The 25,726-nt window shown below is 70.1% G+C and carries 25 protein-coding genes; 9 read left to right on the top strand and 16 right to left on the bottom strand.

Features of this window, described 5'->3' with window-relative positions; genetic code table 11:
- The first annotated feature begins 47 nt into the window (after window positions 1-47).
- The 3 genes from ABLE68_RS07935 to ABLE68_RS07945 are packed head-to-tail and all read left to right on the top strand — an operon-like array spanning window position 48 to window position 2,257.
- Window positions 48-353, top strand: a complete 306-nt coding sequence (locus tag ABLE68_RS07935; RefSeq protein WP_348870775.1) for a putative quinol monooxygenase — start codon at window positions 48-50, stop codon at window positions 351-353.
- A 30-nt stretch (window positions 354-383) separates the two neighbouring features.
- Window positions 384-1,796, top strand: a complete 1,413-nt coding sequence (locus ABLE68_RS07940) for a purine-cytosine permease family protein (protein ID WP_348870776.1) — start codon at window positions 384-386, stop codon at window positions 1,794-1,796.
- Window positions 1,793-2,257: a nucleoside deaminase gene (locus ABLE68_RS07945; protein WP_348870777.1), complete on the top strand. Its 465-nt coding sequence runs from the start codon at window positions 1,793-1,795 to the stop codon at window positions 2,255-2,257. Before ABLE68_RS07940 ends, ABLE68_RS07945 begins: the two co-directional genes overlap by 4 nt.
- 121 nt (window positions 2,258-2,378) lie before the next feature.
- On the opposite strand, the gene ABLE68_RS07950 is transcribed toward ABLE68_RS07945, so the two are convergent.
- The 12 genes from ABLE68_RS07950 to ABLE68_RS08005 form a co-directional block, all read right to left on the bottom strand.
- Window positions 2,379-2,630, bottom strand: coding sequence for a hypothetical protein (locus tag ABLE68_RS07950; RefSeq protein ID WP_348870778.1), 252 nt, complete (start codon window positions 2,628-2,630; stop codon window positions 2,379-2,381).
- Between the two features lie 4 nt (window positions 2,631-2,634).
- Window positions 2,635-3,603 carry an NADPH:quinone oxidoreductase family protein gene (locus ABLE68_RS07955; RefSeq protein WP_348870779.1) on the bottom strand — a complete coding sequence of 323 codons (969 nt, stop codon included), beginning with the start codon at window positions 3,601-3,603 and terminating at the stop codon, window positions 2,635-2,637.
- A gap of 21 nt (window positions 3,604-3,624) precedes the next feature.
- Window positions 3,625-4,857, bottom strand: coding sequence for a M15 family metallopeptidase (locus ABLE68_RS07960; RefSeq protein ID WP_348870780.1), 1,233 nt, complete (start codon window positions 4,855-4,857; stop codon window positions 3,625-3,627).
- A 171-nt stretch (window positions 4,858-5,028) separates the two neighbouring features.
- Window positions 5,029-6,009, bottom strand: a complete 981-nt coding sequence (locus ABLE68_RS07965; RefSeq protein ID WP_348870781.1) for an electron transfer flavoprotein subunit alpha/FixB family protein — start codon at window positions 6,007-6,009, stop codon at window positions 5,029-5,031.
- Window positions 6,006-6,749: an electron transfer flavoprotein subunit beta/FixA family protein gene (locus ABLE68_RS07970; RefSeq protein ID WP_348870782.1), complete on the bottom strand. Its 744-nt coding sequence runs from the start codon at window positions 6,747-6,749 to the stop codon at window positions 6,006-6,008. The genes ABLE68_RS07965 and ABLE68_RS07970 overlap by 4 nt, the downstream gene beginning before the upstream one ends.
- A gap of 106 nt (window positions 6,750-6,855) precedes the next feature.
- Complete coding sequence (locus ABLE68_RS07975; RefSeq protein ID WP_348870783.1) at window positions 6,856-9,360, bottom strand: GcvT family protein; 2,505 nt, start codon at window positions 9,358-9,360, stop codon at window positions 6,856-6,858.
- A 132-nt stretch (window positions 9,361-9,492) separates the two neighbouring features.
- A complete protein-coding gene (locus ABLE68_RS07980) occupies window positions 9,493-10,467 on the bottom strand; it encodes an ABC transporter substrate-binding protein (RefSeq protein WP_348870784.1) in 975 nt (324 codons plus the stop codon).
- 29 nt (window positions 10,468-10,496) lie between these two features.
- Complete coding sequence (locus ABLE68_RS07985) at window positions 10,497-12,554, bottom strand: ABC transporter permease (RefSeq protein WP_348870785.1); 2,058 nt, start codon at window positions 12,552-12,554, stop codon at window positions 10,497-10,499.
- Window positions 12,555-12,621: 67 nt separating this feature from the next.
- Window positions 12,622-13,662, bottom strand: a complete 1,041-nt coding sequence (locus ABLE68_RS07990) for a quaternary amine ABC transporter ATP-binding protein (protein ID WP_348870786.1) — start codon at window positions 13,660-13,662, stop codon at window positions 12,622-12,624.
- Window positions 13,659-15,338 (bottom strand): choline dehydrogenase, encoded by a 1,680-nt coding sequence (gene betA, locus ABLE68_RS07995; protein ID WP_348870787.1) that lies wholly within the window; start codon window positions 15,336-15,338, stop codon window positions 13,659-13,661. Before betA ends, ABLE68_RS07990 begins: the two co-directional genes overlap by 4 nt.
- A complete protein-coding gene (locus ABLE68_RS08000) occupies window positions 15,335-16,804 on the bottom strand; it encodes an aldehyde dehydrogenase family protein (protein ID WP_348870788.1) in 1,470 nt (489 codons plus the stop codon). The genes betA and ABLE68_RS08000 overlap by 4 nt, the downstream gene beginning before the upstream one ends.
- Window positions 16,805-16,934: 130 nt before the next feature.
- Window positions 16,935-17,699: an IclR family transcriptional regulator gene (locus tag ABLE68_RS08005; RefSeq protein ID WP_348870789.1), complete on the bottom strand. Its 765-nt coding sequence runs from the start codon at window positions 17,697-17,699 to the stop codon at window positions 16,935-16,937.
- Between the two features lie 89 nt (window positions 17,700-17,788).
- On the opposite strand from ABLE68_RS08005, the gene purU reads away from it, so the two are divergent.
- Window positions 17,789-18,667: a formyltetrahydrofolate deformylase gene (gene purU, locus ABLE68_RS08010; RefSeq protein WP_348870790.1), complete on the top strand. Its 879-nt coding sequence runs from the start codon at window positions 17,789-17,791 to the stop codon at window positions 18,665-18,667.
- A 131-nt stretch (window positions 18,668-18,798) separates the two neighbouring features.
- On the opposite strand, the gene ABLE68_RS08015 is transcribed toward purU, so the two are convergent.
- The 4 genes from ABLE68_RS08015 to ABLE68_RS08030 form a co-directional block, all read right to left on the bottom strand.
- The gene (locus ABLE68_RS08015; RefSeq protein ID WP_348870791.1) at window positions 18,799-18,951 is read right to left on the bottom strand and encodes a hypothetical protein; all 153 of its coding nucleotides are present in this window, start codon (window positions 18,949-18,951) and stop codon (window positions 18,799-18,801) included.
- The gene (locus ABLE68_RS08020) at window positions 18,948-19,115 is read right to left on the bottom strand and encodes a hypothetical protein (protein WP_348870792.1); all 168 of its coding nucleotides are present in this window, start codon (window positions 19,113-19,115) and stop codon (window positions 18,948-18,950) included. The genes ABLE68_RS08015 and ABLE68_RS08020 overlap by 4 nt, the downstream gene beginning before the upstream one ends.
- A 40-nt stretch (window positions 19,116-19,155) precedes the next feature.
- Window positions 19,156-19,368, bottom strand: coding sequence for a hypothetical protein (locus tag ABLE68_RS08025; protein ID WP_348870793.1), 213 nt, complete (start codon window positions 19,366-19,368; stop codon window positions 19,156-19,158).
- Between the two features lie 72 nt (window positions 19,369-19,440).
- The gene (locus ABLE68_RS08030; RefSeq protein WP_348870794.1) at window positions 19,441-20,880 is read right to left on the bottom strand and encodes a trimethylamine methyltransferase family protein; all 1,440 of its coding nucleotides are present in this window, start codon (window positions 20,878-20,880) and stop codon (window positions 19,441-19,443) included.
- A 77-nt stretch (window positions 20,881-20,957) separates the two neighbouring features.
- Between ABLE68_RS08030 and ABLE68_RS08035 the strand changes: the two genes are divergently transcribed.
- The 5 genes from ABLE68_RS08035 to ABLE68_RS08055 are packed head-to-tail and all read left to right on the top strand — an operon-like array spanning window position 20,958 to window position 25,716.
- A complete protein-coding gene (locus ABLE68_RS08035; protein WP_348870795.1) occupies window positions 20,958-21,737 on the top strand; it encodes an IclR family transcriptional regulator in 780 nt (259 codons plus the stop codon).
- Window positions 21,734-22,399 carry a corrinoid protein gene (locus ABLE68_RS08040; protein WP_348870796.1) on the top strand — a complete coding sequence of 222 codons (666 nt, stop codon included), beginning with the start codon at window positions 21,734-21,736 and terminating at the stop codon, window positions 22,397-22,399. Before ABLE68_RS08035 ends, ABLE68_RS08040 begins: the two co-directional genes overlap by 4 nt.
- Window positions 22,396-23,262: a dihydropteroate synthase gene (locus ABLE68_RS08045; protein WP_348870797.1), complete on the top strand. Its 867-nt coding sequence runs from the start codon at window positions 22,396-22,398 to the stop codon at window positions 23,260-23,262. Before ABLE68_RS08040 ends, ABLE68_RS08045 begins: the two co-directional genes overlap by 4 nt.
- Window positions 23,259-25,124, top strand: coding sequence for an ASKHA domain-containing protein (locus tag ABLE68_RS08050; RefSeq protein ID WP_348870798.1), 1,866 nt, complete (start codon window positions 23,259-23,261; stop codon window positions 25,122-25,124). Before ABLE68_RS08045 ends, ABLE68_RS08050 begins: the two co-directional genes overlap by 4 nt.
- Entirely contained in the window at window positions 25,063-25,716 is a 654-nt protein-coding gene (locus tag ABLE68_RS08055; protein WP_348870799.1) for a DUF1638 domain-containing protein, read from the top strand. Before ABLE68_RS08050 ends, ABLE68_RS08055 begins: the two co-directional genes overlap by 62 nt.
- Window positions 25,717-25,726: the final 10 nt, after the last annotated feature.

The raw sequence follows: 25,726 nt of genomic DNA on the forward strand, positions 1-25,726 counted from the left end.
AGAGGAACAGGTCACTTCGCTGAGGGCGAACCGCTACCGTCGCGGGCATGACTGACATCCCCGCTGACGCCCTGCACGTCGTCGCCACCATCCCGATCGACCCGGCGAAGGCGACCGAGGCTGCGGCCGCACTGGCCGAGCTCGCCGCGGCGACCCGCGGCGAGGAGGGCTGCTACGCCTACGACGTCTACGAGTCGGCGTCCGTGCCCGGCGTCTTCGTGACCGTCGAGGCCTGGCGCGCCCAGGCCGACCTCGACGGACACATGTCGACGCCCCACATCGCGAAGGCCTTCGAGGTGCTCGGGCCCGCCGTCGCCGGCGACATCGCGATCCACCCGCTCAAGGCTGTCTGACCGGGCCGTCCGACCCCGATACTTGCGGGCATGAGCACCGTCGACATCCCGCTCGAGCCGCGCGACTACGGCAGCAAGGTCGCTGCCGTCGAGCCCGGTGGCGTCGAGTTCATCCCGCTCGAGGAACGGCACGGCTCGCCCGTCCAGCTGTTGTGGACCTGGGCGTCACCCAACCTGGAGTTCGCGACCGTCTTCGTCGGCGTGATCGGGACGCTCTTCTTCGGGCTGTCCTTCGCGCAGGCGGCGCTGGCGATCGTGATCGGTACGGCGCTCGGGGCCACCACTCACGGCTACCTGTCGACCATGGGCCCGCGGGCCGGTCTCCCGCAGATGGTGGCCTCGCGCTCGGCGTTCGGCTTCTGGGGCAACGCCCTCCCTGCGGTGATCAGCTCGATCATGGCGGGGATCGGCTGGTTCGCGGTCAACAGCGTCAGCGGCGCGCTGGCGCTGGCCTCGCTCACCGATCTCCCCGGCGTCGTGTGCCTGCTGATCGTGGTCGGCATCCAGGTCGTGGTCGCGTTCTTCGGCCACAACTTCGTGCACGTCTTCGAGCGGTTCGCCTTCCCGGTGCTGGCCGTGATCTTCCTGGTCGCGACCGTCGTCGTCTTCACGAAGGCCGACCCGGGTGCGCCCGGCGGCGGCGGTGGCTTCGGCGGGTTCATGCTGCTGGCCTCGGCGAGCTTCGGGTACGCCGCGGGCTGGAACCCCTACGCCTCCGACTACTCCCGCTACCTCGCTCCGGAGACCAGCCGCCTGCGGGTCGGCCTCTTCGCCGGACTCGGGATCTTCCTCTCCTGCGCGGTCCTCGAGCTGGCCGGTGCCGCGGCCGTCACCGCCGGTCCGGACCCGTTCTTCGGCAACCCGACGACGGCGTTCACCGACCTGCTCCCGGGCGTGCTCGGCAACCTCACCCTGCTCGCCATCGCACTGGGCGCGGTCTGCGCCAACATCCTCAACATCTACTCCGGCGCGATGGCCTTCCTGACCCTCGAGATCCGGCTCCCCTCGCACATCCGCCGCGCGCTGGTCGCCAGCGTCTTCGGCGTGATCGGCTTCTTCGTCGGCTGGAGCGGGCTCCACGACGCGGGCGCGAAGTACGAGAACTTCCTGCTCGTCATCGCCTACTGGGTCGCCCCCTGGCTCGGGGTCATCCTCACCGACCGGCTGCTGCGCCGGGGCACGAACTCGGCGGGCACGATGCTCACCCGCGGCTACCGCAACTGGGCCGGCCCGATCGCCTTCGTGATCGCCACCGTCGTGTCGGTGTGGCTCTTCAGCGACCAGTCGAAGTACGTCGGGCCGATCGCCTCGGCACACCCCGGCATCGGCGACCTGACCCCGGTCGTCGGCTTCGCGCTGGCCGCCCTGCTGTACTCCGTGCTCTTCCGGCCGCTCGCCGCACCCACGCCGCCGGTGCCCGCGGAGGTAGCGTCCGTCGCATGACGCTGGACATCGCCACCGCCCAGGACTGGCTCACGGTCGCCGTCGAGGAGGCCCGCCTCGGGCTCGCCGAGGGCGGCATCCCGATCGGCGGCGCGCTCGTCGCCGCTGACGGCACCGTGCTCGGCCGCGGCCACAACCGCCGGGTCCAGGACGACGACCCGTCCATGCACGGCGAGACCTCGGCCTTCCGCAACGCCGGGCGCCAGCGCACCTACGCCGGCACGACCATGGTCACGACGCTGTCGCCCTGCTGGTACTGCTCCGGCCTGGTGCGCCAGTTCGGCATCTCCCGCGTCGTGGTCGGCGAGGCCACCACGTTCTTCGGCGGCCACGAGTGGCTCGCCGAGAACGGCGTCGAGGTGGTCGTCCTCGAGGACCCGACCTGCATCGGCCTGATGGAGGACTTCATCGCCGCCCGCCCGGACCTGTGGTTCGAGGACATCGGCGTCGACCCGACCTGATCTTCCCGGTGGTTGAGGCGCGATCGGAGCGAGCCTCGAAACCCCGGAAACCGACGTGACCGCGTTGGCCGCGGGGGTTTCGAGACAGGCGCAGAGCGCCTTCCTCAACCAACGGGCTCTGCTAGATGAAGAACACCGCTGCCACAGCGACGCAGGCGACGACACCCATGCCGGTCGCGAACGGCCGCCACCCGGGTGACGCCATCAGGACCCCGACCAGGCCGACGAGCACGGCGGTCACGGCGAGGGCGACGTCCGAGGCGCCGTACCTCCAGACCGCGCCGACGAGCGCACCGGCCGGCACCCCGAGCAGCGAGCCTGCCGCAGGACCAGGCGGTGGGCGCTGGGGCATCTCCGGGGGCAGCAGGGCCATCGGTCTAGTCGCGCACCTTCACCACGGACTTGCCGAGGGTCTTGCGGTCGTCCATGTCGGCGAGCGCCCGGCCGAACTCCTCGAGCTCGTACGTCGCGCCGATCGGCGGCTTCACGACACCGGACTCCATCATCGGCTGCAGCTCGGCCCACTGCTCGTGCATGTAGCCGGGACGGAACATCGCGTAGGCGCCCCAGCCGACCCCACGGACGTCGACGTTGTTGAGCAGCAGCCGGTTGACCTTGACCTCGGGGATCCCCTGCCCGGCGGCGAAGCCGACCACGAGCAGGCGACCCTGGGTGCCGAGGGAGCGCAGCGAGTCGGTGAAGAGGTCCCCGCCGACGACGTCGACGATCACGTCGACGCCCTTGCCGCCAGTCAGCTCCTTCACCGCGTCCTTGAACCCGTCGACCAGCACGGTCTCGTCGGCGCCGGCGGACTTGGCGATCGCGGCCTTCTCGTCGGTGCTGACGACGGCGATCGTGCGGGCGCCGTACCCCTTCGCGACCTGGATGCTGGCGGTGCCGACGCCACCGGCGGCGCCGTGGATGAGCACGGTCTCGCCGGCTCGCAGCTGACCGCGCTCGGCGAGGGCGAACTGGGCGGTCAGGTAGTTCATCGGGAGGGCGGCGCCCTCGTCGAAGGAGATGTTGTCGGGGATCAGGAACGTGGAGTCGGCGGGGTTGGCGACCAGCTCGGCGCCACCGCCCCAACCGCCGACACCGGCGACCCGCTGGCCGGGTTCGTAGCCGTCCGGACCCGAGACCACGACGCCGGCGAAGTCGACGCCGAGCGTGAACGGGAGCTCCGGCTTGAGCTGGTACTCCCCCTTGCTCAGCAGCAGGTCGGGGAAGGAGATTCCGACCCGGTGCACCTCGACCAGGACGTCGTTCGCTCCGGGCGTCGGCTCGGGGACGTCGTTGACGACGACGTCGGCGGGACCAGTGGTGCTGATGACCTGTACGGCGCGCATGACCGCGACGTTAGCCGACGCTCAGCGCGGCTGGACGAGTCGGTTCATCTCGAAGTGCATCGGGTCGGTGTAGCCCCAGTCGCCACCCCACGTGAAGCCCCACGACTTGAAGATCGACACCACGGTGCGGTCCATCTCGCCGACCGTGCCCCGTTGGTTGCCGGGCACGTTGAGGTCGAGGGCGAGCCCGAACGAGTGGTTGGAGAGCGTGGTCGTCCCGGCGATGAAGCGCGGGTAGTAGCAACCGGCGTACTGGTCCGGATGGATCTTGTCCGCGAGCCCTCGGGCCTGCACCTCCTGGAGCGCCGCGATCAGCTGCGGGAAGATCAGCTTGTTGCAGGTGACGTTGCCGAGGATCGGGACCGGCTGGGTGACGATGTGCGAGCTCACCCACGACGGGTCCGGGGCGATGTGGCCGCCGCCGAGCACGGTGTAGTTGAAGATGCCGACCGCGTCGGCGATCGTGCCGACGACGAAGGCGGTCTGCTTCGCGCCGGGGTCGATGCCCGTGCGGGCGACGACGTCGAGCGCCTGGATCGAGGCCTGGTTGCCGACGATCTTCGCGATCGGCTTGCGCAGCGACTGCGGGGAGGTCTGGCCGGTCGAGATCAGCAGGGCGTTGCCGGGCTGGAAGCCCAGGTCGGCGCCCCACTTCTCGTTGACGACGGCGTCGATCGCCGAGTCGATCTGGGGTGCATAGGCGCCGATGTGCACCTCGGGCGACCCGTCGGTGCTGCCGAGCTTGAGGTAGCCATTCTTGTCGACCGGCAGCTGCTTGGCCTCGCCCTTCGGCAGCGCGAGCTCGCCACCCGCGACCCGGTCCCAGACGGCCTGGGTCTCGGCGCTCGCGACCGGCGTGAACAGGCGGTACGTCGCCGGGTCGACGGCCGCGACGTTGATCGCGTGGTTCTCGATGAGGACCTGGCCCATCGACAGCGCGTTGACCTCGTCGACGCCCTTGAGGTGCTGGATCCGGTCGACCAGGTCCTTGCTCAGCGGGTGGTTGGGGCTGAAGACGAGCACGTCGGCGGAGACGATCGCGCCCGTGCGCGGACCGGGCGGGTCGACCGCGTGCTCCGGGTCGGCGACCGGAGCGACGGACTCCGACGGCTTGGCCGACGCGGAGGCCGAGCCGGACGACGAGGGGGTCGCGGACGGCGCCGTCTCCTTGGCCTGGGAGCTGTCGTTGCAGCCGGCGGTCGCGAGCAGCAGGCACGGCACCATCGCCGCCCCGAACGCATGCCGCAGTCGCATCAGAGACCCTCCCCGTCCTCCACGGTACGTCCTACCCGGGAGGGTGGTGGGTCAACCTCGGCACCGGAGGTTGAGGAAGGACGAAGTCCTGTCTCGAAACCCCCGGAGCCGACACACGAGGTCGGTGCCCGAGCTCACCGGGTAACGAGTGCGGTTGCCAGCGCAACCTCCTCAACTACCGGAGCGGCGGCGCCTGATCTCCTCGTTGATCGCGGGCACGACCTCGTGCAGGTCGCCGATCACGGCGTACGTCGCCTTGGTGACCATCGGGGCGTCGGGGTCGGTGTTGATCGCGAGGATGTTCTTGGCGGTCGAGCAGCCGGCCCAGTGCTGGATCGCGCCGCTGATGCCGCACGGGATGTAGAGGTCGGGCGAGATCCGCGAACCGGTCTGGCCGACCTGCTCGTGGTGGGGCCGCCAGCCGAGCGAGGTGACGACCCGGGAGACCCCGAGCGACGCGTCGAGCAGCGACGTGAGCTCCAGGAGGTCGGCGAAGCCGTCTGAGCTGCCCGCGCCGCGACCGGCGCCGACCACGACGCGTGCCGACTTCAGCGAGCCGGACAGGTCGGGCTCGGGCTCCTCGGCCGACACCACGCGAGCGACCAGGTCGGCCGCGGCGATCTCGGGGGTCTGCTCGACGACGGTCGCGGCGCCGGGCGTCTCCGCCGGCACGGCTTCGACCGCGTGACCCGCGACGGTGAAGACCGCCGGCCGGTCGGACAGCCTCATCTCCTCGAGCGCCGACCCACCGACCACCTGCCGGGTGACGACGAAGGGCGAGAGGCCGCTGAAGGACAGGACGTTGGCGGCCATCGCGACGCCGGCGCGCGCGGCGACGTGCGCCATCACCTCGTTGCCGCGCGGGGTGCCGGCCGCCATCACGACCACCGAGGATCCGCGGACGGCGAGGATGCCGGCGGCCCACGCGGCACCGGAGAACGCGTCGAACGCCTCACCCGTCAGCGCGTGCACCTCGCGGACCCCGTACGACGCGAGCGTGGCCACCAGCTCCGGCGACGGCGTACCAACGACGACCGCGTCCACCGGGACGCCCCCGCCCTCGGCCGCCAGCGAGCGGGCGAAGGTCAGCGCCTCGCGGGAGACCTCGATCGCCTCGCCGGCGGGGGTCGTCTCGACCAGGGTGAGGATCATCGGGCCAGCACCCCCAGCTGCTCGAAGAGGTCCACCACCGCAGGAGCGGCGTCGGCGCCCTTGCCGAGGATCTGCACGTTGGACGGCGCGGGCGGCGGGAGGAGCAGCCGGACCCGGGCCGGCCCGGCCGGGGCGGCGGTGGGCTGGCGCTCCTCGATCGGCACCTTCTTGGCCTTCATCCGGCCGGGCACGGTCGGGTAGCGAGGCTCGACCCCACCCTCGAGCACGGTGACCACAGCGGGAAGCGGCACCCGGTAGGTCTCGTGCCCGTCGGGACCGGCCCCGCTCGCGGTCACCACTCCGTCGGCGACCGACACGTTCGTGACGCCGTTGACGACCGGCCAGCCGAGCTCGTAGGCGAGCCGGATGCCGACCTGGAAGTCACCGCTGTCGGCGGCGTCGTTGCCGAGCAGCACCAGGTCATGGCTGCGATCTCGTACGACGCCCGCGATCTCGCGCGCGACGTCGGCCGGGCCGAAGGTCTGGGCGTCGGCGACCACGTGGACGGCCGCCGTGCAGCCGACCGCCAGCGCGGCGCGCAGCTGCTCGACCGCGTCCGCGTCACCCAACGTCATCACGGTCGGGCCGTCGCCGATCTGCACGGCCAGCTCGACGGCGCACTCCTCGTGGGCGCTCATCGTGAACCCGGCGTACCGTCCGTCGACGCCCTGGCCGTCTTCGGTGAGCACGACCTCGCTGGACGAGTCGACGACCCGCTTGATGCAGACGAGCGTGCTCATCGCCCTCCCTCCTCGCGCCGCCCGGCAGCGGTGAGCAGGCAACCGAAGTCGACGGCCGCCGAGTCGGAAACGGTTGCTGGCTCACCGCCGCCCGGCGCCATCGCGTTCATCGGATGCGCTCGTTCGTGGGATCGAGGAGAGCGGTCGCGTCGACCGAGCCAACGGTCACCGGGTAGAGCTCCTCCATGTAGGAGACGGTCAGCTGGTTGCCGATCGACGCCTCTGCCGGCGGCAGGTAGGCGAGCAGCAGGTGCTTGCCGAGCGACGGCGCCGAGCCAGCGGTCGTGACGTAGGGGTGGTGGCCGTGCCCGTCGGTGAGAGCCTCACCGGAAGCCGACAGGATCGGCTCGCCGCCGAGCATGTAGCGCTTCACCCCGGACGCCGACGTGTGGTCGTCGACGACCAGCGTGCAGAGCACCGACTGGACCGCGGCATCGCGCTGGGCGAGGTAGGCCTCGCGGCCCTCGAAGTCGGCCGCCTTCACCTTCGGCCGCTGCATGCCGGCCTCGACGATCGAGCGCTCGGAGTCGAGCTCGTAGCCGAACGCGCGGTAGCCCTTCTCGATCCGCCCGGTCGTGCCGTAGACGCCGATGCCGACCGGCACCGCGCCGTACGACGCACCCGCCTCGAGCAGCGACTCCCACAGCTCGGCCGCGTCGTCCATCGCCACGTAGAGCTCCCAGCCGAGCTCACCGACGTACGAGATCCGCGAGGCCAGGACGGACGTCCCGTCCACGCTGATCTCGCGGCAGGTGAGGAAGCCGAAGCCCTCGTCCGACACGTCGTCGGAGGTCAGCGAGGCGAGGATGTCGCGCGCCTTCGGACCCCAAAGGCCGATCGTGGAGACCGCGTCGGTGCGGTCGGTGATCGACGCCTCCCCGACGAGTCGGTCGCCGAACCACTTGAGGTCCGCACGGCCGTGGGCGCCGCCGGTCACGACGCGGAAGACGTCGTCGGCCAGACGCATCACGGTGAGGTCGGAGACGAGGCCGCCCTTGGCGTCGAGCACCGGCGTGTAGATCACCTTGCCGACCGCGACGTCGCACTGCGCGACGCAGGTGCGCTGCACGGTGTCGAGGGCCCCAGGACCGGCGATGTCGAAGATCTGGAACGCCGACAGGTCGATCACACCCGCCGCCTCGCGCATCCGCAGGTGCTCGGCGTTGATGATCGGGCTCCACCAGCGCGCGTCCCACTCGTGCTCGCGGGGCATCACCGCGTCGCCGTACTCCTCGAGCAGGCCGGCGTTGGACTCGTACCAGTGCGGCCGCTCCCAGCCGGCGGTCTCGAAGAACATCGCGCCGAGCTTCTGCTGCGAGGCGTGCATCGGCGAGAGCCGCTGGTCGCGGTCGGACTCGTACTGCTCGGCCGGGTGGATGATCCCGTAGGTCTTGATGAAGGACTCGGTGGTGCGCAGCTTGGTGTGCTCGCGGCGCATCTGGTGGGGGTGGAAGCGCGCGATGTCGCTGTGGTGGATGTCGATCTCGCTGTGCCCGTTGACCATCCACTCGGCGACCGCGCGGCCGACCCCCGGGCCCTCCTTGATCCACACGGCCGACGCCGTCCAGAGGCCCCTGACCAGGCTCTCGCCGAGGATCGGGTTGCCGTCGCACGTCAACGACAGCAGGCCGTTGATGGCGTAGCGCATCTCGGCACCTTCGGCCCCGAGCAGCTCGGGCATCAGCTCGTAGGCCTGCTCGAGCTGCGGGTCGAAGTCGTCGGAGGTGAAGGGCATCTCGGTCGGCGACAGCTTGGCCTGCTCGATCGAGGGGATGTCCTCCGGCTCGTGCAGGATCGCGCGGTGCGCGTAGGAGCCGACCTCCATGTCGGCGCCGTGCTGGCGCTCGTAGCAGAACGTGTCCATGTCGCGGATGATCGGGAACGAGATCTCGCCCTCGCGCTCGGCCAGCTGCGGGCACGGCCCGACGCTGATCATCTGGTGCACCGCGGGCGTCAGCGGGATCGAGATCCCGGCCATGTCGCCGATCTTCGGGCTCCACACGCCGCACGCGATGACGACGTACTCCGCCTCGATGTCGCCGCCGTCGGTGCGCACCCGCTTGATCCGGCCGTCCTCGACGTCGAGGCCGACGACCTCGACCGTGGGTACGACGGTGAGCGCCCCGGAGGCCAGCGCGCTCTCGCGCATGATCGTGCCGGCGCGCAGCGAGTCGACCACGCCCACGCTCGGCGTCCAGAAGGCCCCGATGAACTGGTCCTCCTCGATGAAGGGGACCTTCTCCTTCACGAACGCCGGGCTGACGAGCTCGGCCTCGATGCCCCAGGCCTTCGCCGACGACATGCGGCGGCGGAGCTCCTCCATCCGCTCCTCGGTGCGCGCGAGCTCGAAGCCGCCGGACTCCGTGAAGACGCCCATCTCCTTGTACTGCCGCATCGAGTCGAGCGTCAGATCGGTGATCTCGCGGGAGTGGTCCACCGGGAAGATGAAGTTGGAGGCGTGCCCGGTCGAGCCGCCCGGGTTGGGCAGCGCGCCCTTGTCGAGCTGCACGATGTCGCGCCAGCCGAGCTCGGCCAGGTGGTGGACGAGGCTGTTGCCGACGATGCCGGCGCCGATGACGACGACCTTCGCGGAGGCGGGGACGTTGGCCATGGGGCCCTCCGAACTACGTTGGCTCGTGTTGCGCAATGCGCAACCTAATTCGTCATACGAAACTGACTCAAGGATCACCCGTCCCCGGCCGGGCGGTCAAGCCCGGCCGGGGCGAGCGTCAGGCGTGCGTGGCTACTTGAGCCAGGCGTCGACCTTGTCCTGGTTGGCCTCGACCCACTTCTTGGCCGCGTCGTCCGGGTCCATCTGGTCCTGGGCGATGTACTTGGCCACGAGGTTCTGGTCGTCGTTGGTCCAGTTGAAGTTCTTGACCAGGTTGACCGCCGGACTGCCGGAGTCCATCCACTTCGTCGAGACGATCTTGTTGAGCGGGTACGGCGGGTAGTCGCAGGCGACCTTCGCCGGGTCGGCGTCACAGCCGTCGGTGTACTTCGGCAGGTTGACCTTGACCAGCGGCACCTCGGCGAGGAACCACTGCGGCTCGTAGAAGTAGCCGATCATCGGGGTCTTGTTCTCCTCCGCAGTGCGGAAGGCCTCGATCAGGGCGTCCTCGCTGCCGGCGTAGACGACCTTGTAGTTGAGGTCGAGGTTCTTCACCAGCGCCTCGTCGTTGGTCACGAAGCCCGGGTCACCGTCGTAGAGCGTGCCGAGGTCACCGGACTCGCTGGTCTTGAACAGGTCGGCGTACTTGTTCAGGTTGTTCCAGTCGGTGATGTCCGGGTACTTCTCCGCCATCCACGGCGGGACGTACCAACCGATCACGCCGTTGTTGCCGGTCAGCCCGGCGTCCTCGGCCGAGCCGTCGCCGCCGGCGTCGGCGAAGTACTTCTTCTCGAGCTCCGGGTGGCCCCAGTTCTCGATGACGACGTCGACGCTCCCGTTGCCGAAGCCCTTCCACGAGACCTGCTCGTCGAGGTCCTTGTAGGACACCGTGCAGCCGAGCTCCGTCTGGGCGACGTAGCCGACCACGTGGGCGTCGGCCTCGAAGCCGACCCACGGGTTGACCGCCATGTTGAGGTCCCCGCAGTCCTTGGTGGCTCCCGCCGGGGTGTCGGCGTCCTTGATGGAGTCGCCACCACACGCACCGAGCGCGAGTGCCGACGTCGTAGCCAGTGCCGCGAGCACCGCTTGTGTGCGCTTGACTCTCATCTTCGACCTTTCTGTTCTGTTGGTGAGGTTCATCCGAGGAGCGTCGACGGCCCCCGCTGGGGGCGTCGCTTGAGCTTGAAGACCGGGCCCGCGCCGGCTCGTGCGGCGCCGTACGTCGTGATCCGGTCGAGCATGATCCCGAGCAGCACGATCGTGACGCCGGCCGCGAGGCCCTTGCCGATGTACTCGGACTGCCGGAAGCCGAAGACGATGTCGAAGCCGAGCCCGCCGCCACCGACCATGGCACCGATGACGACCATCGACAGCACGTAGAGGAGCCCCTGGTTGGTCGCGAGCAGCAGGGAGCCGCGGGCCATCGGCAGCTGGACCTTGGTGATCTCCTGCCAGCGGCTGGCACCGGTCGAGCGCGAGGCCTCGATGGTCTCGCCCGACACCCCGCGGATGCCGTCGGCGACCAGCTTGGTCGCGATGGGCACGGCGTAGATCACGGCCGCCACGATCGCGGTGAAGCGGTTGGGGCCGAAGAGGATCAGGACCGGGATCAGCGGCACGAACGGCGGGATCGTCTGACCCGCGTCGAGGAACGGTCGCAGGGCCCGGTCGACCCCGATGTTGCGGCCCATGGCCACCCCGAGCACCACCGCGATCGCCACGACGATCACGGTGGCGACGAGGCAGGACGTCAGCGTGACCATGGCGTTGTACCAGAGGTCGAGGAAGTAGATCCCGGCCAGGCAGACGAAGCTCGCGACGAAGGCGCGCAGGCCGCCGACGATGGCCGCGATCAGCAGGATGGCCAGGCCGGTGACGAACCACGGCGACTCCGCGATCAGGCTCTGCACCGGGTTGAGGAACCACTCGGTGAAGTTGTTCTGGATCGAGGAGGTGAAGCCGGAGAGGTTGGTGCGCAGCCAGTCGCCGAAGTCGTCGACGGCGTTGCGCAGCGGGGTCCCGAGGTCGGGCGACGACGGGAACTCGTTGGCCCAGACCTGCACGTGCGAGAGGTAGAGCGCGATCAGCGTGCCGACCGTGCCGGCGGCCAGGACGATCCGGCGCAGCCGACGCCCGTGGTCGCCCGCGCGCCGAGCCTGCTCCGACCGCACGCTCGCGGCGGTCGTCGTCCGGTCGAGCATCACGGCCGCGATCACGATGCAGGTCCCGGCGACGAACGACGTGCCGAACTGGCCGCGCTTCAGGCCGTCGAGGACGGACTGGCCGAGGCCGGGCCCGTCGATGTACGCCGCGATGGTGGCCATCGCGAGGGCCGCCATCATCGTCTGGTTGACCCCGACGATGATCGTGCGCTTCGCCAGCGGCAGCTCGACCTTGGTGAGCCGCTGCAGGCGCCCCTGGCCCAGGGAGTCGGTCGCCTCCAGGACACCGGAGTTGACCGTGCGGATGCCGTGGGCGGAGATCCGGATGACCGGCGGCACGGCGTACACGAGCGTCACCATGATCGCGGCCGCCGGGCCGATGCCGAAGAGGATCGCGAAGGGCAGCAGGTAGACGAACGACGGCATCGTCTGCATCACGTCGAGGATCGGCGTGACGATCGCGGCGACCACCTTGCTGTGCGCCATCCAGACCCCGAGCGGGATGCCGACGATGCACGAGATCGCGACGCAGAAGAGCGTGATCAGCAGGGTGTCGACCGACTCGGTCCAGTAGCCGAGGAAGCCGAAGAGCAGGAAGGCCGGGACCACCAGGAGCACGAGCCGCCAGCCGGCCACCGCGAAGGTGACCAGCGCGGCGAGCGCCATGGTGCCGAGCCAGCCGAACTGCGGCAACGGCCGCGGGAAGGGCGCCACCGTGAAGAGGTGCTGGAGCCAGGTGAAGATCGAGTTGAGCGCGTCGGCGAGCGACCGGACGGCGTTGATGATCCAGCTCGACTGCGAGGAGACGGCCTCCTCGATCGAGTCGCTGAGGTCCTGGAACCACTGGTGCACGTCGGTCTGCGTCGACACGCTGATCTGGAGGGTGTGCGTGCCCTCGGTGAAGGACCAGACGACGATCCAGCCGACGACGACCGCGAGCAGCGACCACAGCCGCGGGTGTGCACGGAGCGCCCCGACGACCACGCCCTCGTCGCGGACCGCCTTCCTGCTGGTCGTTGCGACGGTCGTCATGCGGGGTCCCCGCGGCGTTGTTCGCTGGAGGAGCGAAGCGGGGGAGGCGAAGAACGTCGTGGGGTGCTCATGCGGGCTGCTCCTCGGCGACGACGACCCGGAGGATCGCGTCGTCGTCGACGATGCCGACCAGCTGCCCGTTGTCGACGACGCGCAGCGGGTGCGCGGAGTTGAGGGCCGCGTGCGCTGCCTTGCGCACGATCGTGTCGGAGGTCATCACCGGACCCTCGGACGAGTCGTCGGGGCGAGGCTCGCGCATCACCCACTTCAGGGTGAGCACGTGCGACTTGGGCACCTCGGACGTGAAGTCCTTGACGTAGTCGTCGGCGGGCGCACCGACCACCTCGTCCGGAGTGCCGATCTGCACCATCGCGCCGTCGCGCATGATCAGGATCCGGTCGCCGAGCTTGAGCGCCTCCTGCAGGTCGTGGGTGATGAAGACCATCGTCTTGCCGAGCTCGTGGTGGAGCCGGATCACCTCGCTCTGCATGTCGCGCCGGATCAGCGGGTCGAGCGCCGAGAACGGCTCGTCGAAGAGCAGCAGCGACGGGTCGTTGGCCAGCGCCCGCGCCAGGCCGACGCGCTGCTGCATGCCGCCCGACAGCTGGTCGGGGTAGGACAGCTCGTAGCCGGTGAGGCCGACGAGCTGCACGATCTCCTCGGCCTTGGCCCGGCGCTCCTTGCGGCCGACCCCTCGGATCTCGAGGCCGTAGGCCACGTTGTCGATCACCTGGCGGTGCGGCAGCAGCCCGAAGTGCTGGAAGACCATGGAGGTGTGCGTACGCCGCAGCTCGCGCAGCTCGGCCTCGCCGGCCTTGGTGATGTCGTGCCCGTCGATCACGACCTCACCCGAGGTCGGCTCGATGAGGCGGGTCAGGCAGCGCACCAACGTCGACTTGCCGGACCCGGACAGGCCCATGACCACGAAGACCTCACCGGGCGCCACGTCGAAGGACACGTCCTTCACGCCGACGACGCAGCCGGTCTTCTCCTTGAGCTCGGCGCGCGAGAGGTCCGCGTCCGGCGTACCGATGACCTTGTCGGCACCGCGGCCGAAGATCTTCCAGAGGTTCTTCACGGAGAGTGCGACGTCGGTGGGGTCGCTCATGAGAGCTCCTCGGGATAGAGAGGCATGCCGTCGCGGTAGCGGTAGTACGGCACGTCGGCGGGCGGGAGCGGGGTGTTGCCGATGATCAGGTCGGCCGCCTTCTCGGCGACCATCATCACGGGGGCGTAGATGTTGCCGTTGGTGACGAACGGGAAGACCGACGCGTCGACGACGCGCAACCCCTCGACGCCGTGGACGCGCATCGTGGTCGGGTCGACGACGGCCATCTCGTCGACGCCCATCTTGGCGGTGCACGAGGGGTGCAGCGCGGTCTCGGCGTCGGCGCGGACCCAGTCGAGGATCTGCTCGTCGGTCTCGACGTCCTTGCCGGGCGAGAGCTCACCGTCGTTGTACGGCGCGAAGGCCGGCTGGTTGAGGATGTCGCGGGCGACCCGGATCGCCTCGACCCACTCCTTCTTGTCGTTGTCGGTCGACAGGTAGTTGAAGAGCAGCGACGGGTGCTGCTTGGGGTCACGGCTCTTGATCCGCACGTGGCCACGGGTGTCGGCGTACATCGGGCCGATGTGCACCTGGTAGCCGTGCCCCTCGGTGGGCGCGGAGCCGTCGTACCGGATCGCGACCGGGAGGAAGTGGAACATCAGGTTGGGGTAGTCGACGTCCTCGTTGCTGCGCGCGAATCCGCCGCCCTCGAAGTGGTTGGTGGCGCCGAGGCCGCGACGGTGGACCAGCCACTGGTAGGCGATGCCAGGCCGCTTGCGCAGCTTGAGGCCGGGCGCGATCGAGACCGGCTGCTTGGAGGCGTACTGGATGTAGACCTCGAGGTGGTCCTGCAGGTTCTCGCCGACGCCGGGCAGGTGGTGGACGACCGGGACGCCGTGCCGCTCGAGCAGGTCCTCGTTGCCGATGCCGGAGAGCTGCAGCAGCTGGGGCGTGTTGATCGCGCCGCCGCAGAGGATGACCTCGCCGGCGTACGCCGTGCGGTGGAGCCGGCCGCCGCGCAGGTAGTCGACACCCACGGCGCGCTTGCCCTCGAACCGCACCTGCGTGGCCATCGCGAGCGTCTCGACCGTGAGGTTCTTGCGGCGCCGGACGGGGTGCAGGTAGGCACGGGCCGCGGACAGCCGGCGCCCGCGGTGGACGTTGCGGTCGAACTTCGCGAAGCCCTCCTGGCGGTAGCCGTTGACGTCGTCGGTGCGCGGGTAGCCGGCCTCGACCGTCGCGTCGAAGAACGCCGAGAAGAGCGGGTTGTCGGCCGGCCCGCGCTCCAGGATCAGCGGTCCGTGCCCGCCCCGCCAGTCGTCCTCGCCCGCGAGGCAGTTCTCCATCTTCTTGAAGTACGGCAGGCAGTGGAGGTAGTCCCACTCCTTCATCCCGGGCTCCGCGGCCCACCGCTCGTAGTCGAGCGGGTTGCCGCGCTGGAAGATCATCCCGTTGATCGAGGACGAGCCGCCGAGCACCTTGCCGCGGGCGTGGAAGACCCGGCGGTTGTTGAGGTGGGGCTCCGGGTCGGTCTCGTACTTCCAGTCGTAGAGCCGGTTGCCGATCGGGAAGGGCAGCGCCGCCGGCATGTGGATGAACGGGTCGATCCGGAAGTCGGAGCGACCGGCCTCGAGGACCAGGACCGACGTGCCGGGGTCGGCGGACAGCCGGTTGGCGAGCGCGCACCCCGCGGAGCCGCCGCCGACGATGACGTAGTCGTACTGCTCGCGGCTCATCCGCTGAACCACCGTTGCTCGGCCGGACGGATGTTGTGCCAGACGTGCTTGGTCTCGCGGTACTCCGCCAGCCCGGCCTCGCCGAGCTCGCGCCCGAAGCCGGACTGCTTGTAGCCGCCCCACTCCGCCTGCGGCACGTACGGGTGGTAGTCGTTGATCCAGACCGTGCCCATCCGCAGCCGGCCCGCGACCCGCTGGCCGCGTCCGGCGTCCTGGGTCCAGACCGCTCCGGCCAGTCCGTAGATGCTGTCGTTGGCGATGCGGACGGCGTCGTCCTCGTCCGTGAACGTCTCGACGGTGAGGACCGGCCCGAAGGACTCGTCCTGGGTCACCGACATCGTGCTGGTGCAGCCGTCGAGGATGGTCGGCAGGTAGTAGAAGCCGTCGGCGAGAGCGGGGTCGGCGGGGCGCGCGCCACCCGTGCGGAGCACGGCACCCTCGGCGAGGCCGCGCGCGACGTACGCCTCGACCTTGTCGCGGTGGGCGGCGCTCGTGAGCGGGCCGGTCTCGGCCTTGTCGTCGAACGGTCCGCCGAGCCGGATCAGCTCGGCGCGCGCGACCAGCCGGTCGACGAACTCGTCGTGGATCTCCTCGGCGACGACGAGCCGGGCGCCCGCCGAGCAGACCTGGCCGGAGTGGAGGAAGACGGCGGTCAGCGCGAAGTCGAGCGCCACGTCGAGGTCGGCGTCGGCGAAGACGATGTTGGGGTTCTTGCCGCCGAGCTCCAGCGCCACCTTCTTGACCGTCCCCGCGGCCGCGGCCATCAGGCGGCGCCCGGTCTCGAGCCCGCCGGTGAAGGAGACCAGGTCGACGCGTGGGTCCGTGGAGAGCGGTGCACCCGCAGTGGCGCCGGCGCCGAGCACGAGGTTGCCGACCCCGGCCGGCAGCCCGGCCTCCTCGAACAGGCGCATCAGGTGGATCGCGGTCTGCGGGGTGAGCTCGCTGGGCTTGAGGACGAAGGTGTTGCCGGCGGCCAGGCAGGGCGCGACCTTCCAGGAGACCTGGAGCAGCGGGTAGTTCCACGGGGTGATCAGCGCACAGACGCCGACCGGCTCGTGCACGATCCGGCTGACCACGTCGGGGTTGCCGGTGTCGACCATCCGGCCGGCGTCCTCGGCGGCGATCCGGCCGTAGTGGCGGAAGACGGAGACGACGTCGGCGACGTCGTACTGGCTCTCGACCAGGCGCTTGCCGGTGTCGAGCGACTCCATCCGGGCGATCGTGTCGGTGTCGCGCTCGAGGAGGTCGGCGACGGCGAGCAGCAGGTCACCCCGCTCGCGACTCGACGTCGAGGCCCAGGGACCGGAGTGGAAGGCCCGATGGGCAGCCGCGATGGCGAGCTCGGTGTCCTCGGCATCCGCCTCGTCGACCTCGACGACCAGGGTGCCGTCGGCCGGGCAGCGGATCTCGCGGCGCGCGCCACCCCGCGCGCTCACCCACGCGCCGTCGAGGTAGAGCTCGGCCACCTGTCGACCCCATCCTGCGTGGACACCCGGTTGCGTATGGCGCAACCCAGTGCTCTCCGCGCAACTTGGTTGTTGTCCTGAGGATGGAGTCAGGTCACCGGGTCGTCAAGCGAATGCGGCGAGTTGTAACTCAGCGGTGACCCCAACCGAGCCGGTGCGAGACCTCCGCCGCGGCCTCGACGAGCTGGGGGACGACATCCTCGACCCGCGCGTCGGAGAGCCGGAACGTCGGTCCGGAGACGCTCATCGAGGCGACCACGTCGCCGTGCGCGTTGCGGATCGGAGCGGCGATCGCGGTCAGCCCCTCCTCGAGCTCGTCCACCGCGACGGCGTACCCGCGCTCCCGGACGGCAGCCAGCTCCTCGCGGAGCTTGCCCTTCTTGGTGATCGTCGTCGGCGTGTAGCGCGACAGGGTGCCGAGCAGGTCGGCGACCTGCTTGTCGTCCAGACCACTGAGCAGCACCTTGCCGTTGCTGGTGGCGTGCAGCGGGATGTGCTGGCCGACCCAGTTGTGCGGCTGGAGCGCGGACGAGCCGGCGATCTGGTCGAGGTAGAGCGCCGAGCTCTCGGACAGCACGGCGATGTTGACGGTCTCGCCGGTGTCGGCGGCCAGCTGGCGGCACACCGGCCGCGCCTCCTGGACCAGGTCGAGCCGGGCGGTCGTCGCGCCGGCCAGGCGCAGCACGCCGACGCCGAGCCGGTAGCGTCCGCGCTCGGAGGTCTGCTCGACGAGGCGGTGCGCCTCGAGCGTGCTGACCAGGCGGAACGCCGTGCTCTTGTGGACGTCGAGCTCACCGGCGATCTCGGTGACCCCGGCCTCGCCGACGCGAGCGAGCACCTCGAGGATGGTGAGCGCCCGGTCGACCGACTGGACGCCCGCGCTGCCGTCGCTCATGGGCGGAGACTAGCGCAGCCACTGTTGCGTATCGCAGACTTCGTTTCGGCCAGCGCAACAACTGAACGACCGGATCGAAAGGCGGCTCCGTGCCCTCCCTCGCCACCCCGACCATCGCCGCAGGGGACTACGTCCTCATTCTCTCCTGCCCGGACCGACCCGGCATCGTGCACGCCGTGTCCGGCTTCCTGGTCGCGCACGGCGGCAACATCTTGGAGAGCCAGCAGTTCGGTGACCCGCTGACGAAGCGCTTCTTCATGCGGATCGACTTCGAGGTGCCGGGAGCGACGGAGGCGGCCGCGCTGCGCGAGGAGTTCGCCGCGGTGGCCGCGGAGTTCGAGATGCGCTTCGAGCTCTGGGACGCGACCGCGCCGTACCGCACGCTGATCATGGTCTCGAAGCACCTGCACTGCCTCAACGACCTGCTCTTCCGGGCCAGCACCGGCTCGCTGCAGATCGAGGTCCCGGCCGTCGTCTCCAACCACCCCGATGCCGGCGCCCTCGCCGCGTCGTACGGCATCCCCTTCCACCACGTGCCGGTCACGCCGGACACGAAGCCGGAGGCCGAGGCCGAGCTGCTGCGCCTCGTCGGGGAGTACGACGTCCACCTGGTCGTCCTGGCCCGCTACATGCAGGTGCTGTCCGACGAGCTCTGCCGGCAGCTGTCGGGACGGGCGATCAACATCCACCACTCGTTCCTGCCGAGCTTCAAGGGCGCCAAGCCCTACCACCAGGCCTTCGACCGGGGCGTGAAGCTGGTCGGCGCGACCGCCCACTACGTCACCGGCGACCTCGACGAGGGCCCGATCATCGAGCAGGACGTGATGCGCGTCGACCACGGCTACGACCAGGACCAGCTCGTCTCCGCCGGTCGCGACGTCGAGGCGCAGGTGCTCTCCCGCGCCGTCCGCTGGCACTCGCAGTCGCGGGTGCTGCTCAACGGGTCGCGGACGGTCGTCTTCCGGTAGCCCGGTGGTTGAGGAGGTTGCGCAGCAACCGTCTCGAAACCCGGTGAGCCGCAGAGCTGCGGTGCGCGGCGCCGATGGTCGGCTGTCGGGGTTTCGAGACAGGCGCTAGCGCGCCTTCCTCAACCAACGAGTCACGCACACCAGCGGACGCTCTCGGCGGTGAGGTCCGCCGGGCCGTAGACGCCGGCCAGCTCGGGTCGCCGCTGCAGGAGGTCGGCGAGCTCGCGCGCCCAGGTGGCTGCACGCTGCTCCTGCCGGGTCCGGTCCTCGGTCGTCTGTGTCATCGATTCTCCGCTCCCGCCGGGGTCTCCCGGCCGAGTCTGAGCACCCACCAAGCGGCGCCGTACGCCGCGATGGCGGCGGGCAGCAGCGCGAAGGACTCCGTCAGCGCGATCGCGCCGACGACGAGGGCACCGGTCATCGGCAGTGCGATGCGCGGCGGCTCCATGGAGAAAGTCTAGTGACTCACTCCAGTTAGGCACAAGGAGTCAGGCGGACCAGCGCACCGCTTCGGTCGCGACGTCGGCGGGGCTGTAGACCCCGGCCAGCTCGGGCCGGCGGCTCATCAGGTCGCCGAGGCCGCGCACGCGCGTGACGGCCTTGCTCTCGAACGCTGGCGCGAGAGCCACGTCCTGCGTGTGCTCCACCGGCTGCAGCTGTGTGGTCATGTCTCCCCCGATCGGCGTGGTGACCCAGGTCATGAGGAGACGGTTCCCGAGCGCTCGATCTCGACACTTCTCAGGGGCAGATGGTCCAGACCGCTCGCGACCGACTCAGTCGCCGAGCTCCGCCCGCCGGCGTACGACGAAGGCCTCGAGCTCCTCGCGGATCGCCTCGTCCAGGGGCGGCTGCTCGTAGTCCTCCAGCCGCTTCTTGTAGATGTCCGCGGCGCGGGCCGCGGTGTCCTGGGCGCCGTTGCGCATCCACCGCTCGTAGTTGTCCGACGAGTTGAGGAAGGGCCGGTAGAAGCAGGTCCGGAACCGCTCCATCGTGTGCATCGCCCCGAGGAAGTGGCCGCCGTGGCCGACCTCCTCGTGCGCGTCGAAGGCCATCGAGGCCTCGTCGATCTCCAGGGGCGTGAACTCGTGCTGGAGCATCTCGACCAGCTGCGCGTCGATGACGAACTTCTCGAAGCCGGCGACCAGGCCGCCCTCGAGCCAGCCGGCGGAGTGCATGACGAAGTTCGCGCCGGCCAGGAAGGTCGGCATCATCGTCATCAGCGCCTCGTAGCCGGCCTGGGCATCCGGGACCTGCGAGGACGTGAGCCCACCGCCGGTGCGGAACGGCAGCCCGAAGTGCCGCGCGATCTGTCCGGTGCACAGCAGCCCGATGCCCGACTCCGGCGTGCCGAACGTCGGCGAGCCGGACTGCATGTCGATGTTGGAGAGGAACGACCCGAAGACCACCGGGCAGCCGGGGCGGATCAGCTGCGAGAGCGCGATCCCCGAGAGCGCCTCGACGATCTGCTGCACCAGCGCGGCCGGGATCGTGACCGGCGACATCGCACCCATCAGGATGAACGGCGTCAGGATGACGGGCTGGTTGGCCGAGGAGTACTCGAACTGCGCCTCGAGCATCCGGTCGTCCCAGCGCAGCGGGGAGTTGCAGTTGATCAGCGAGATCAGCGCGGGCGTCTCCTCGATCGACGCCCGGGAGCCGAAGAGGATCTCGGTCATCGCGATGGTGTCCGCGGCGTTGACCCCGGAGACCACGTTGCCCATGTAGATCTTGTCGGTCAGCGTCTGCAGCGCGTAGGTCATGTCGAGGTGCCGGCTGTCGAGCGGGGTGTCGTTGGGCTCGGTGATCACACCGCCGGCGGAGTCGAGGACGGCGAAGCTCTGGGCGAGGCGGGTGAAGTTCTTGAAGTCCTCCATCGTCCCGTCCCGGCGGACGTCGCCCTCGCGGACGAACGGCGGGCCGTAGACGCCGCTGAACACCATCGAGTCGCCACCGACGTGCACGTTGTTGGCGGGGTTGCGGGCCTGGAGGTCGAACTCACGGGGCGCCTTCGCCACCTGCTCGAGCACCCAGTCCGGGTCGAGGAACGCCGTCTTGTCCTCCACGCGCTGACCGGCGGCGCGGAACAGGTCGAGAGCCCGGTCGTCCATGAACTCGACGCCGATCTCGGTCATCAGCCGACGCCAACCCTGGTCGAGGGTGGCCATCGCGTCCTCGGACAGGATCTCGTAGCGCGGCATCTTGTTGCGGAACATCGGTCCTCCAACCTAACCTCATGATGTGGGACCAGAGTTCCACATCATGGAACCCCACGGAAGCACAGAGTGGAAGCATGGCCGAGACAAGCACCGGCACGCAGGCGGTCGACCGCGCCGCCCAGCTGGTCTCGACGGTCGTGCACGCCGACCAGCCGCTGACCTTCGCCGACCTCCAGGAGGCCAGCGGGCTCGCGAAGTCGACGACGTCGAGGATGCTCACCGCCCTCGAGCGCACCGGCCTGGTCGAGCGCGACGCGAGCGGGTCGTACGTCGCCGGCAGCCTCTTCTGGCTGTACGCCGCGCGCCACGACCCGTGGGAGGAGCTGGTCCGCCTCGCGCGGCCGGCCATGGAGCGGATCGGCGGGGACACCCACGAGACCGTGCACCTCTCCGTGACCCGCGGAGAGTTGGTCGTCCAGGTCGCGCAGGTCGACTCGCGCTACCTGCTCGGCACCCGCGACTGGACCGAGATCGAGGTCCCGGCCCACACGTCCGCGCTCGGCAAGGTCTTCTACGCCTGGGGCGCGCTGCCGGTCCCGCAGACGCCGCTCGAGCAGCTCACCGACACGACGATCAGCGAGCCGGAGCAGCTGCGCCGCGACGGCATGCGCACGCGCAAGCGCGGCTGGGCGATCACCCGCGACGAGCTCGAGGTCGGCCTGACCGGCATCGCCGTACCCGTCCAAGGACCCCGCGGCGACGTCGTCGCGGCGCTCGGCATCTCGGGACCCACCGCTCGGCTGGAGGACCGGCTCGACGAGCTCGGTCGCAACCTCTCGACGCACGCCACGCAGCTCTCGGCACTGCTGCGCGGGCGCACCCCGAACACCACCACCAAGGAGGGCGTGGCATGACACCCGAAGACATCCTGCAGGGCCTGTACGACGAGACCCTCGTCGGCAACGCCCCCCGTGTGCTGGAGCTGACCGAGGAGGGACTGACGCTCGACATGGAGCCGCAGACGCTGCTCTTCGACGCGCTCATCCCGTCGCTCGAGGAGGTCGGTGCCCGCTTCGAGCGCGGCGACTTCTTCGTGCCGGAGATGCTCATCGCCGGTCGCGCCATGGCCGGCGCGATGGAGCGGCTCCGCCCGCTGCTGATCGAGGGCGGGATCGAGACCATCGGCAAGTTCCTGATGGGCACGGTCAAGGGCGACGTCCACGACATCGGCAAGAACCTCGTCAACATCATGCTCGAGGGCGCCGGCTTCGAGGTGATCGACCTCGGTGTCCAGGTCGCGCCGGAGAAGTTCGTGGCCGCGATCGAGGAGCACCAGCCCGACATCGTCGGCTTCTCGGCGTTCCTCACCACCACGATGCCGATGTTCAAGGCCAACATGAACGCGCTCGAGAAGGCCGGCCTCCGCGACCAGGTGATCGTCATGGTGGGCGGTGCTCCGGTCACGCAGGAGTACGCCGACGCCGTCGGCGCCGACGGCTACGCCGCGGACGCGTCGCAGACCGTGAAGCGCGCCAAGGCGTTCATGAACGAGAAGCGCGCCAAGGTCCCGGCGTGAGTCTCCACACCGTCCTCAGGGGCACCGGGGCCGAGGTCGTCCTCGGCCACGACCAGCGCTTCTGCCTGATCGGCGAGCGGATCAACCCGACCGGCCGACGCATCTTCCAGGAGCAGCTCCGCGCCGGCGACCTGTCCGCGATCGAGCGCGACGTGATCGCTCAGGTCGAGGGCGGCGCCGACGTGCTCGACGTCAACATGGGCGTCCCGCTCACCGATGAGGCCGACCTGCTCGCTCGTGCGATCCAGCTCGTCCAGAGCATCACCGACAAGCCGATCTGCATCGACTCCTCGGTCATCGAGGCGCTCGAGGCCGGGCTCGCGGTCTACCAGGGCCGCGCGCTGGTCAACTCGGTCACCGCCGAGGACGACCGGCTCGCCGCGATCCTCCCCCTCGTCAAGAAGTACGACGCCGCGATCATCGCGCTGCCCAACGACCACGACGAGATCCCGATGGAGGCCGACAAGCGCCTGGACCTGACGGCCAAGATCATCCGGGTCGCCACCGAGGAGTACGGCATCGCGCAGGCCGACATCGTGATCGACCCGCTGGCGATGCCGATCGGCGCCGACACCTCCACCTCGCGGGTCACCTGGGAGACGATGCGCCGGATCCGCGACGAGTTCGGCGTCAACATGACGTGCGGCGCCTCCAACACGTCGTTCGGCATGCCCGACCGGCACACCCTCGGCGCCGCCTGGCTGCCGATGGCGATGACCGCCGGGCTCACCAGCGCGATCATGGACACCCGCACGCCCCAGATCGTCGACGCGGTCAAGGCTGCCGACGTGTTCATGGACCACGACGAGTGGGGCATGGCCTGGATCGCGGCCCACCGCGCCAAGGCGGCCGCCTCCGCATGACAGGCGAGCACGACTGCACCGGCCGGGTCGAGCTGTCGTTCACGGTGCTCGACCCGGACCCGGAGCGCACCACCCAGCGCCAGGTGCGGGTACCCCCGGGCGTCACGGTCTTCGACTCCGCGTCGTGGAACGGCATCGCGATCGACTCCACCTGCGGCGGTCACGGCACCTGCCACAAGTGCAAGGTGAGGGTCGAGGGCACCACCCCGATCACCCGCCACGACCTCAAGACCTTCAGCCGCGACCAGCTCGACGAGGGCTGGCGGCTGGCCTGCCTCGTCAACGCGACCCGCGACCTCGTCGTCGACGTACCCCCGCTCACCACCCGCCCCAAGGCCGCGACCGTCGGCGTCGGGCGCCAGGTGATCCTCCGGCCGGCGATCCAGAAGCGGTACGTCGAGCTCGAGGAGGCGACCCTCGCCGACCAGCGCTCCGACCTCCAGCGACTGCTCGACGCGATCACCGACCTGGAGCCCGAGCCTGACCTGCACCTGCTCCGCCGGCTGCCGACCGTGCTCCGCGGCGCCGACTTCAAGGTGACGGCCGTGATCGTCGACGAGGCGCTGATCGACGTCGAGGCCGGCGACACGACCGCCACCCAGTTCGCCATCGCGTTCGACCTCGGCACGACCACCGTGGTCGCGACCCTGCTCGACGTCGCCACCGGCACCCCCGTCGCCGTGGCCTCGATGCTCAACAAGCAGCAGCCCTTCGGCGGCGACGTCATCACCCGGATCAGCGCGGTGATGATGGACCCCGACACCCTGGGCCGCCTGCAGCAGGCCGCCAGCGCGACCCTGGCCGAGCTCGCCGAGCAGGTCTGCCGCGAGGGCGGCGTCGACCCGGGCCAGGTCTACGAGGTCGCCATCGCCGGCAACGCCACGATGACCGCGCTCGTCCTCGGCATCGACCCCGAGCCGCTCGGCGTCGCGCCGTTCGTCATGTCGGTCGCCCAGCCGCCGACCGTGCTCGCCTCCGAGGTCGGCCTCACCCTCCACCCGCGTGCCCGCGCCGTCTTCTTCCCCGCCCTGGGTGCCTACGTCGGCGGCGACATCGTCGCCGGGATGCTCGCCAGCGGGATGGACCGCGACAAGCGCACCCGGCTCTTCATCGACGTCGGCACCAACTGCGAGATCGTGCTCAGCGACGGCGACCGGATCCTCTCGACGGCGGCCCCCGCGGGCCCGGCGTTCGAGGGTGGCGCGATCCGCTGCGGGATGCGCGCTGCTGACGGAGCGATCGAGGTGATCAAGCTCGGCGACGATGTGGAGCTGGGCGTGATCGGGGACGTCGAGCCGAAGGGGCTCTGCGGCTCCGGGCTGGTCGACGCGGTCGCCGAGCTGGTCAAGGTCGGGCTGCTCGACGCGTCCGGCCGCTTCGTGCCCGACGACGTCGCCAAGGAGCTCGTCCCGGCGCTCGCCGACCGCCTCACGATGATCGGCCAGGAGCGGGTGTTCGTGCTCCACCGTCCGGCCCCCGACGCCGAGCCCGAGGACTGCGTCGTGATCTCGCAGCGCGACGTCCGCGAGCTGCAGTTCGCCAAGGCCGCGATCTCCACCGGGTGGACGCTGCTCCTCGAGGAGCTCGGGCTCGAGCACCGCGACGTCCAGCAGGTGCTGCTCGCCGGCTCGTTCGGCAGCTACCTCTCGGCCGCCTCAGCCGTACGCATCGGACTGGTGCCCAAGCTGCCGGTGCTGCGCATCGTCGCGGCCGGCAACGTCGCGGGCGAGGGCGCGAAGATGGCCCTGCTCTCGATCCGCGAGCGCGCCGGTGCCGAGGCACTGCTGGAGGAGGTGGCCTATGTCGAGCTCTCCGACCGCCCCGACTTCAACGACAAGTTCGTCGACCAGCTCGGCTTCTAGCCGCGCCGCCCTCATCGCCTGTGGCGCGATCGCCCAGCCCTGCAAGGAGATCGTCGACCGCCACGACTGGCCGGTCGACGTCCACCCGCTCCCGCCGCTGCTCCACAACCAGCCGCACCTGATCGCCGACGAGGTTCGCCGGCTGGTGGCCGACCTGCGCCCGTCGTACTCCTCCGTCGTCGTCGGCTACGCCGACTGCGGCACGTACGGCGCCCTCGACGCTCTCTGCGACGAGCTCGACCTCCCGCGGCTGCCGGGACTCCACTGCTACGACCTCTACGCCGGCCCGTCGCGGATCAAGACGTTCTTCACCGAGCAGCCGGGCACCTACCTGCTCACCGACTTCCTGGTGCGGTCGTTCGCGCGGACCGTCCTCCAGGAGCTCGGCCTCGACCGCTACCCGGACCTGCGCGACACCTACTTCGGCAACTACACCCGCGTCGTGTGGCTGGCCCAGCAGCCCGACGACGAGCTGCGTCGGCTCGCCACCGAGGCAGCCGAACGGATCGGGCTGCCGCTGACGGTCGTCGAGACCGGCGACGCCCGCCTGGAGGCAGCGCTCGCCGCCCTCCTCAACCACCGGTTGGTCTAGCGTTCGGCTC

It is taken from the genome of Nocardioides pollutisoli, assembly GCF_040045055.1.
Classification (GTDB): domain Bacteria; phylum Actinomycetota; class Actinomycetes; order Propionibacteriales; family Nocardioidaceae; genus Nocardioides; species Nocardioides tweenelious.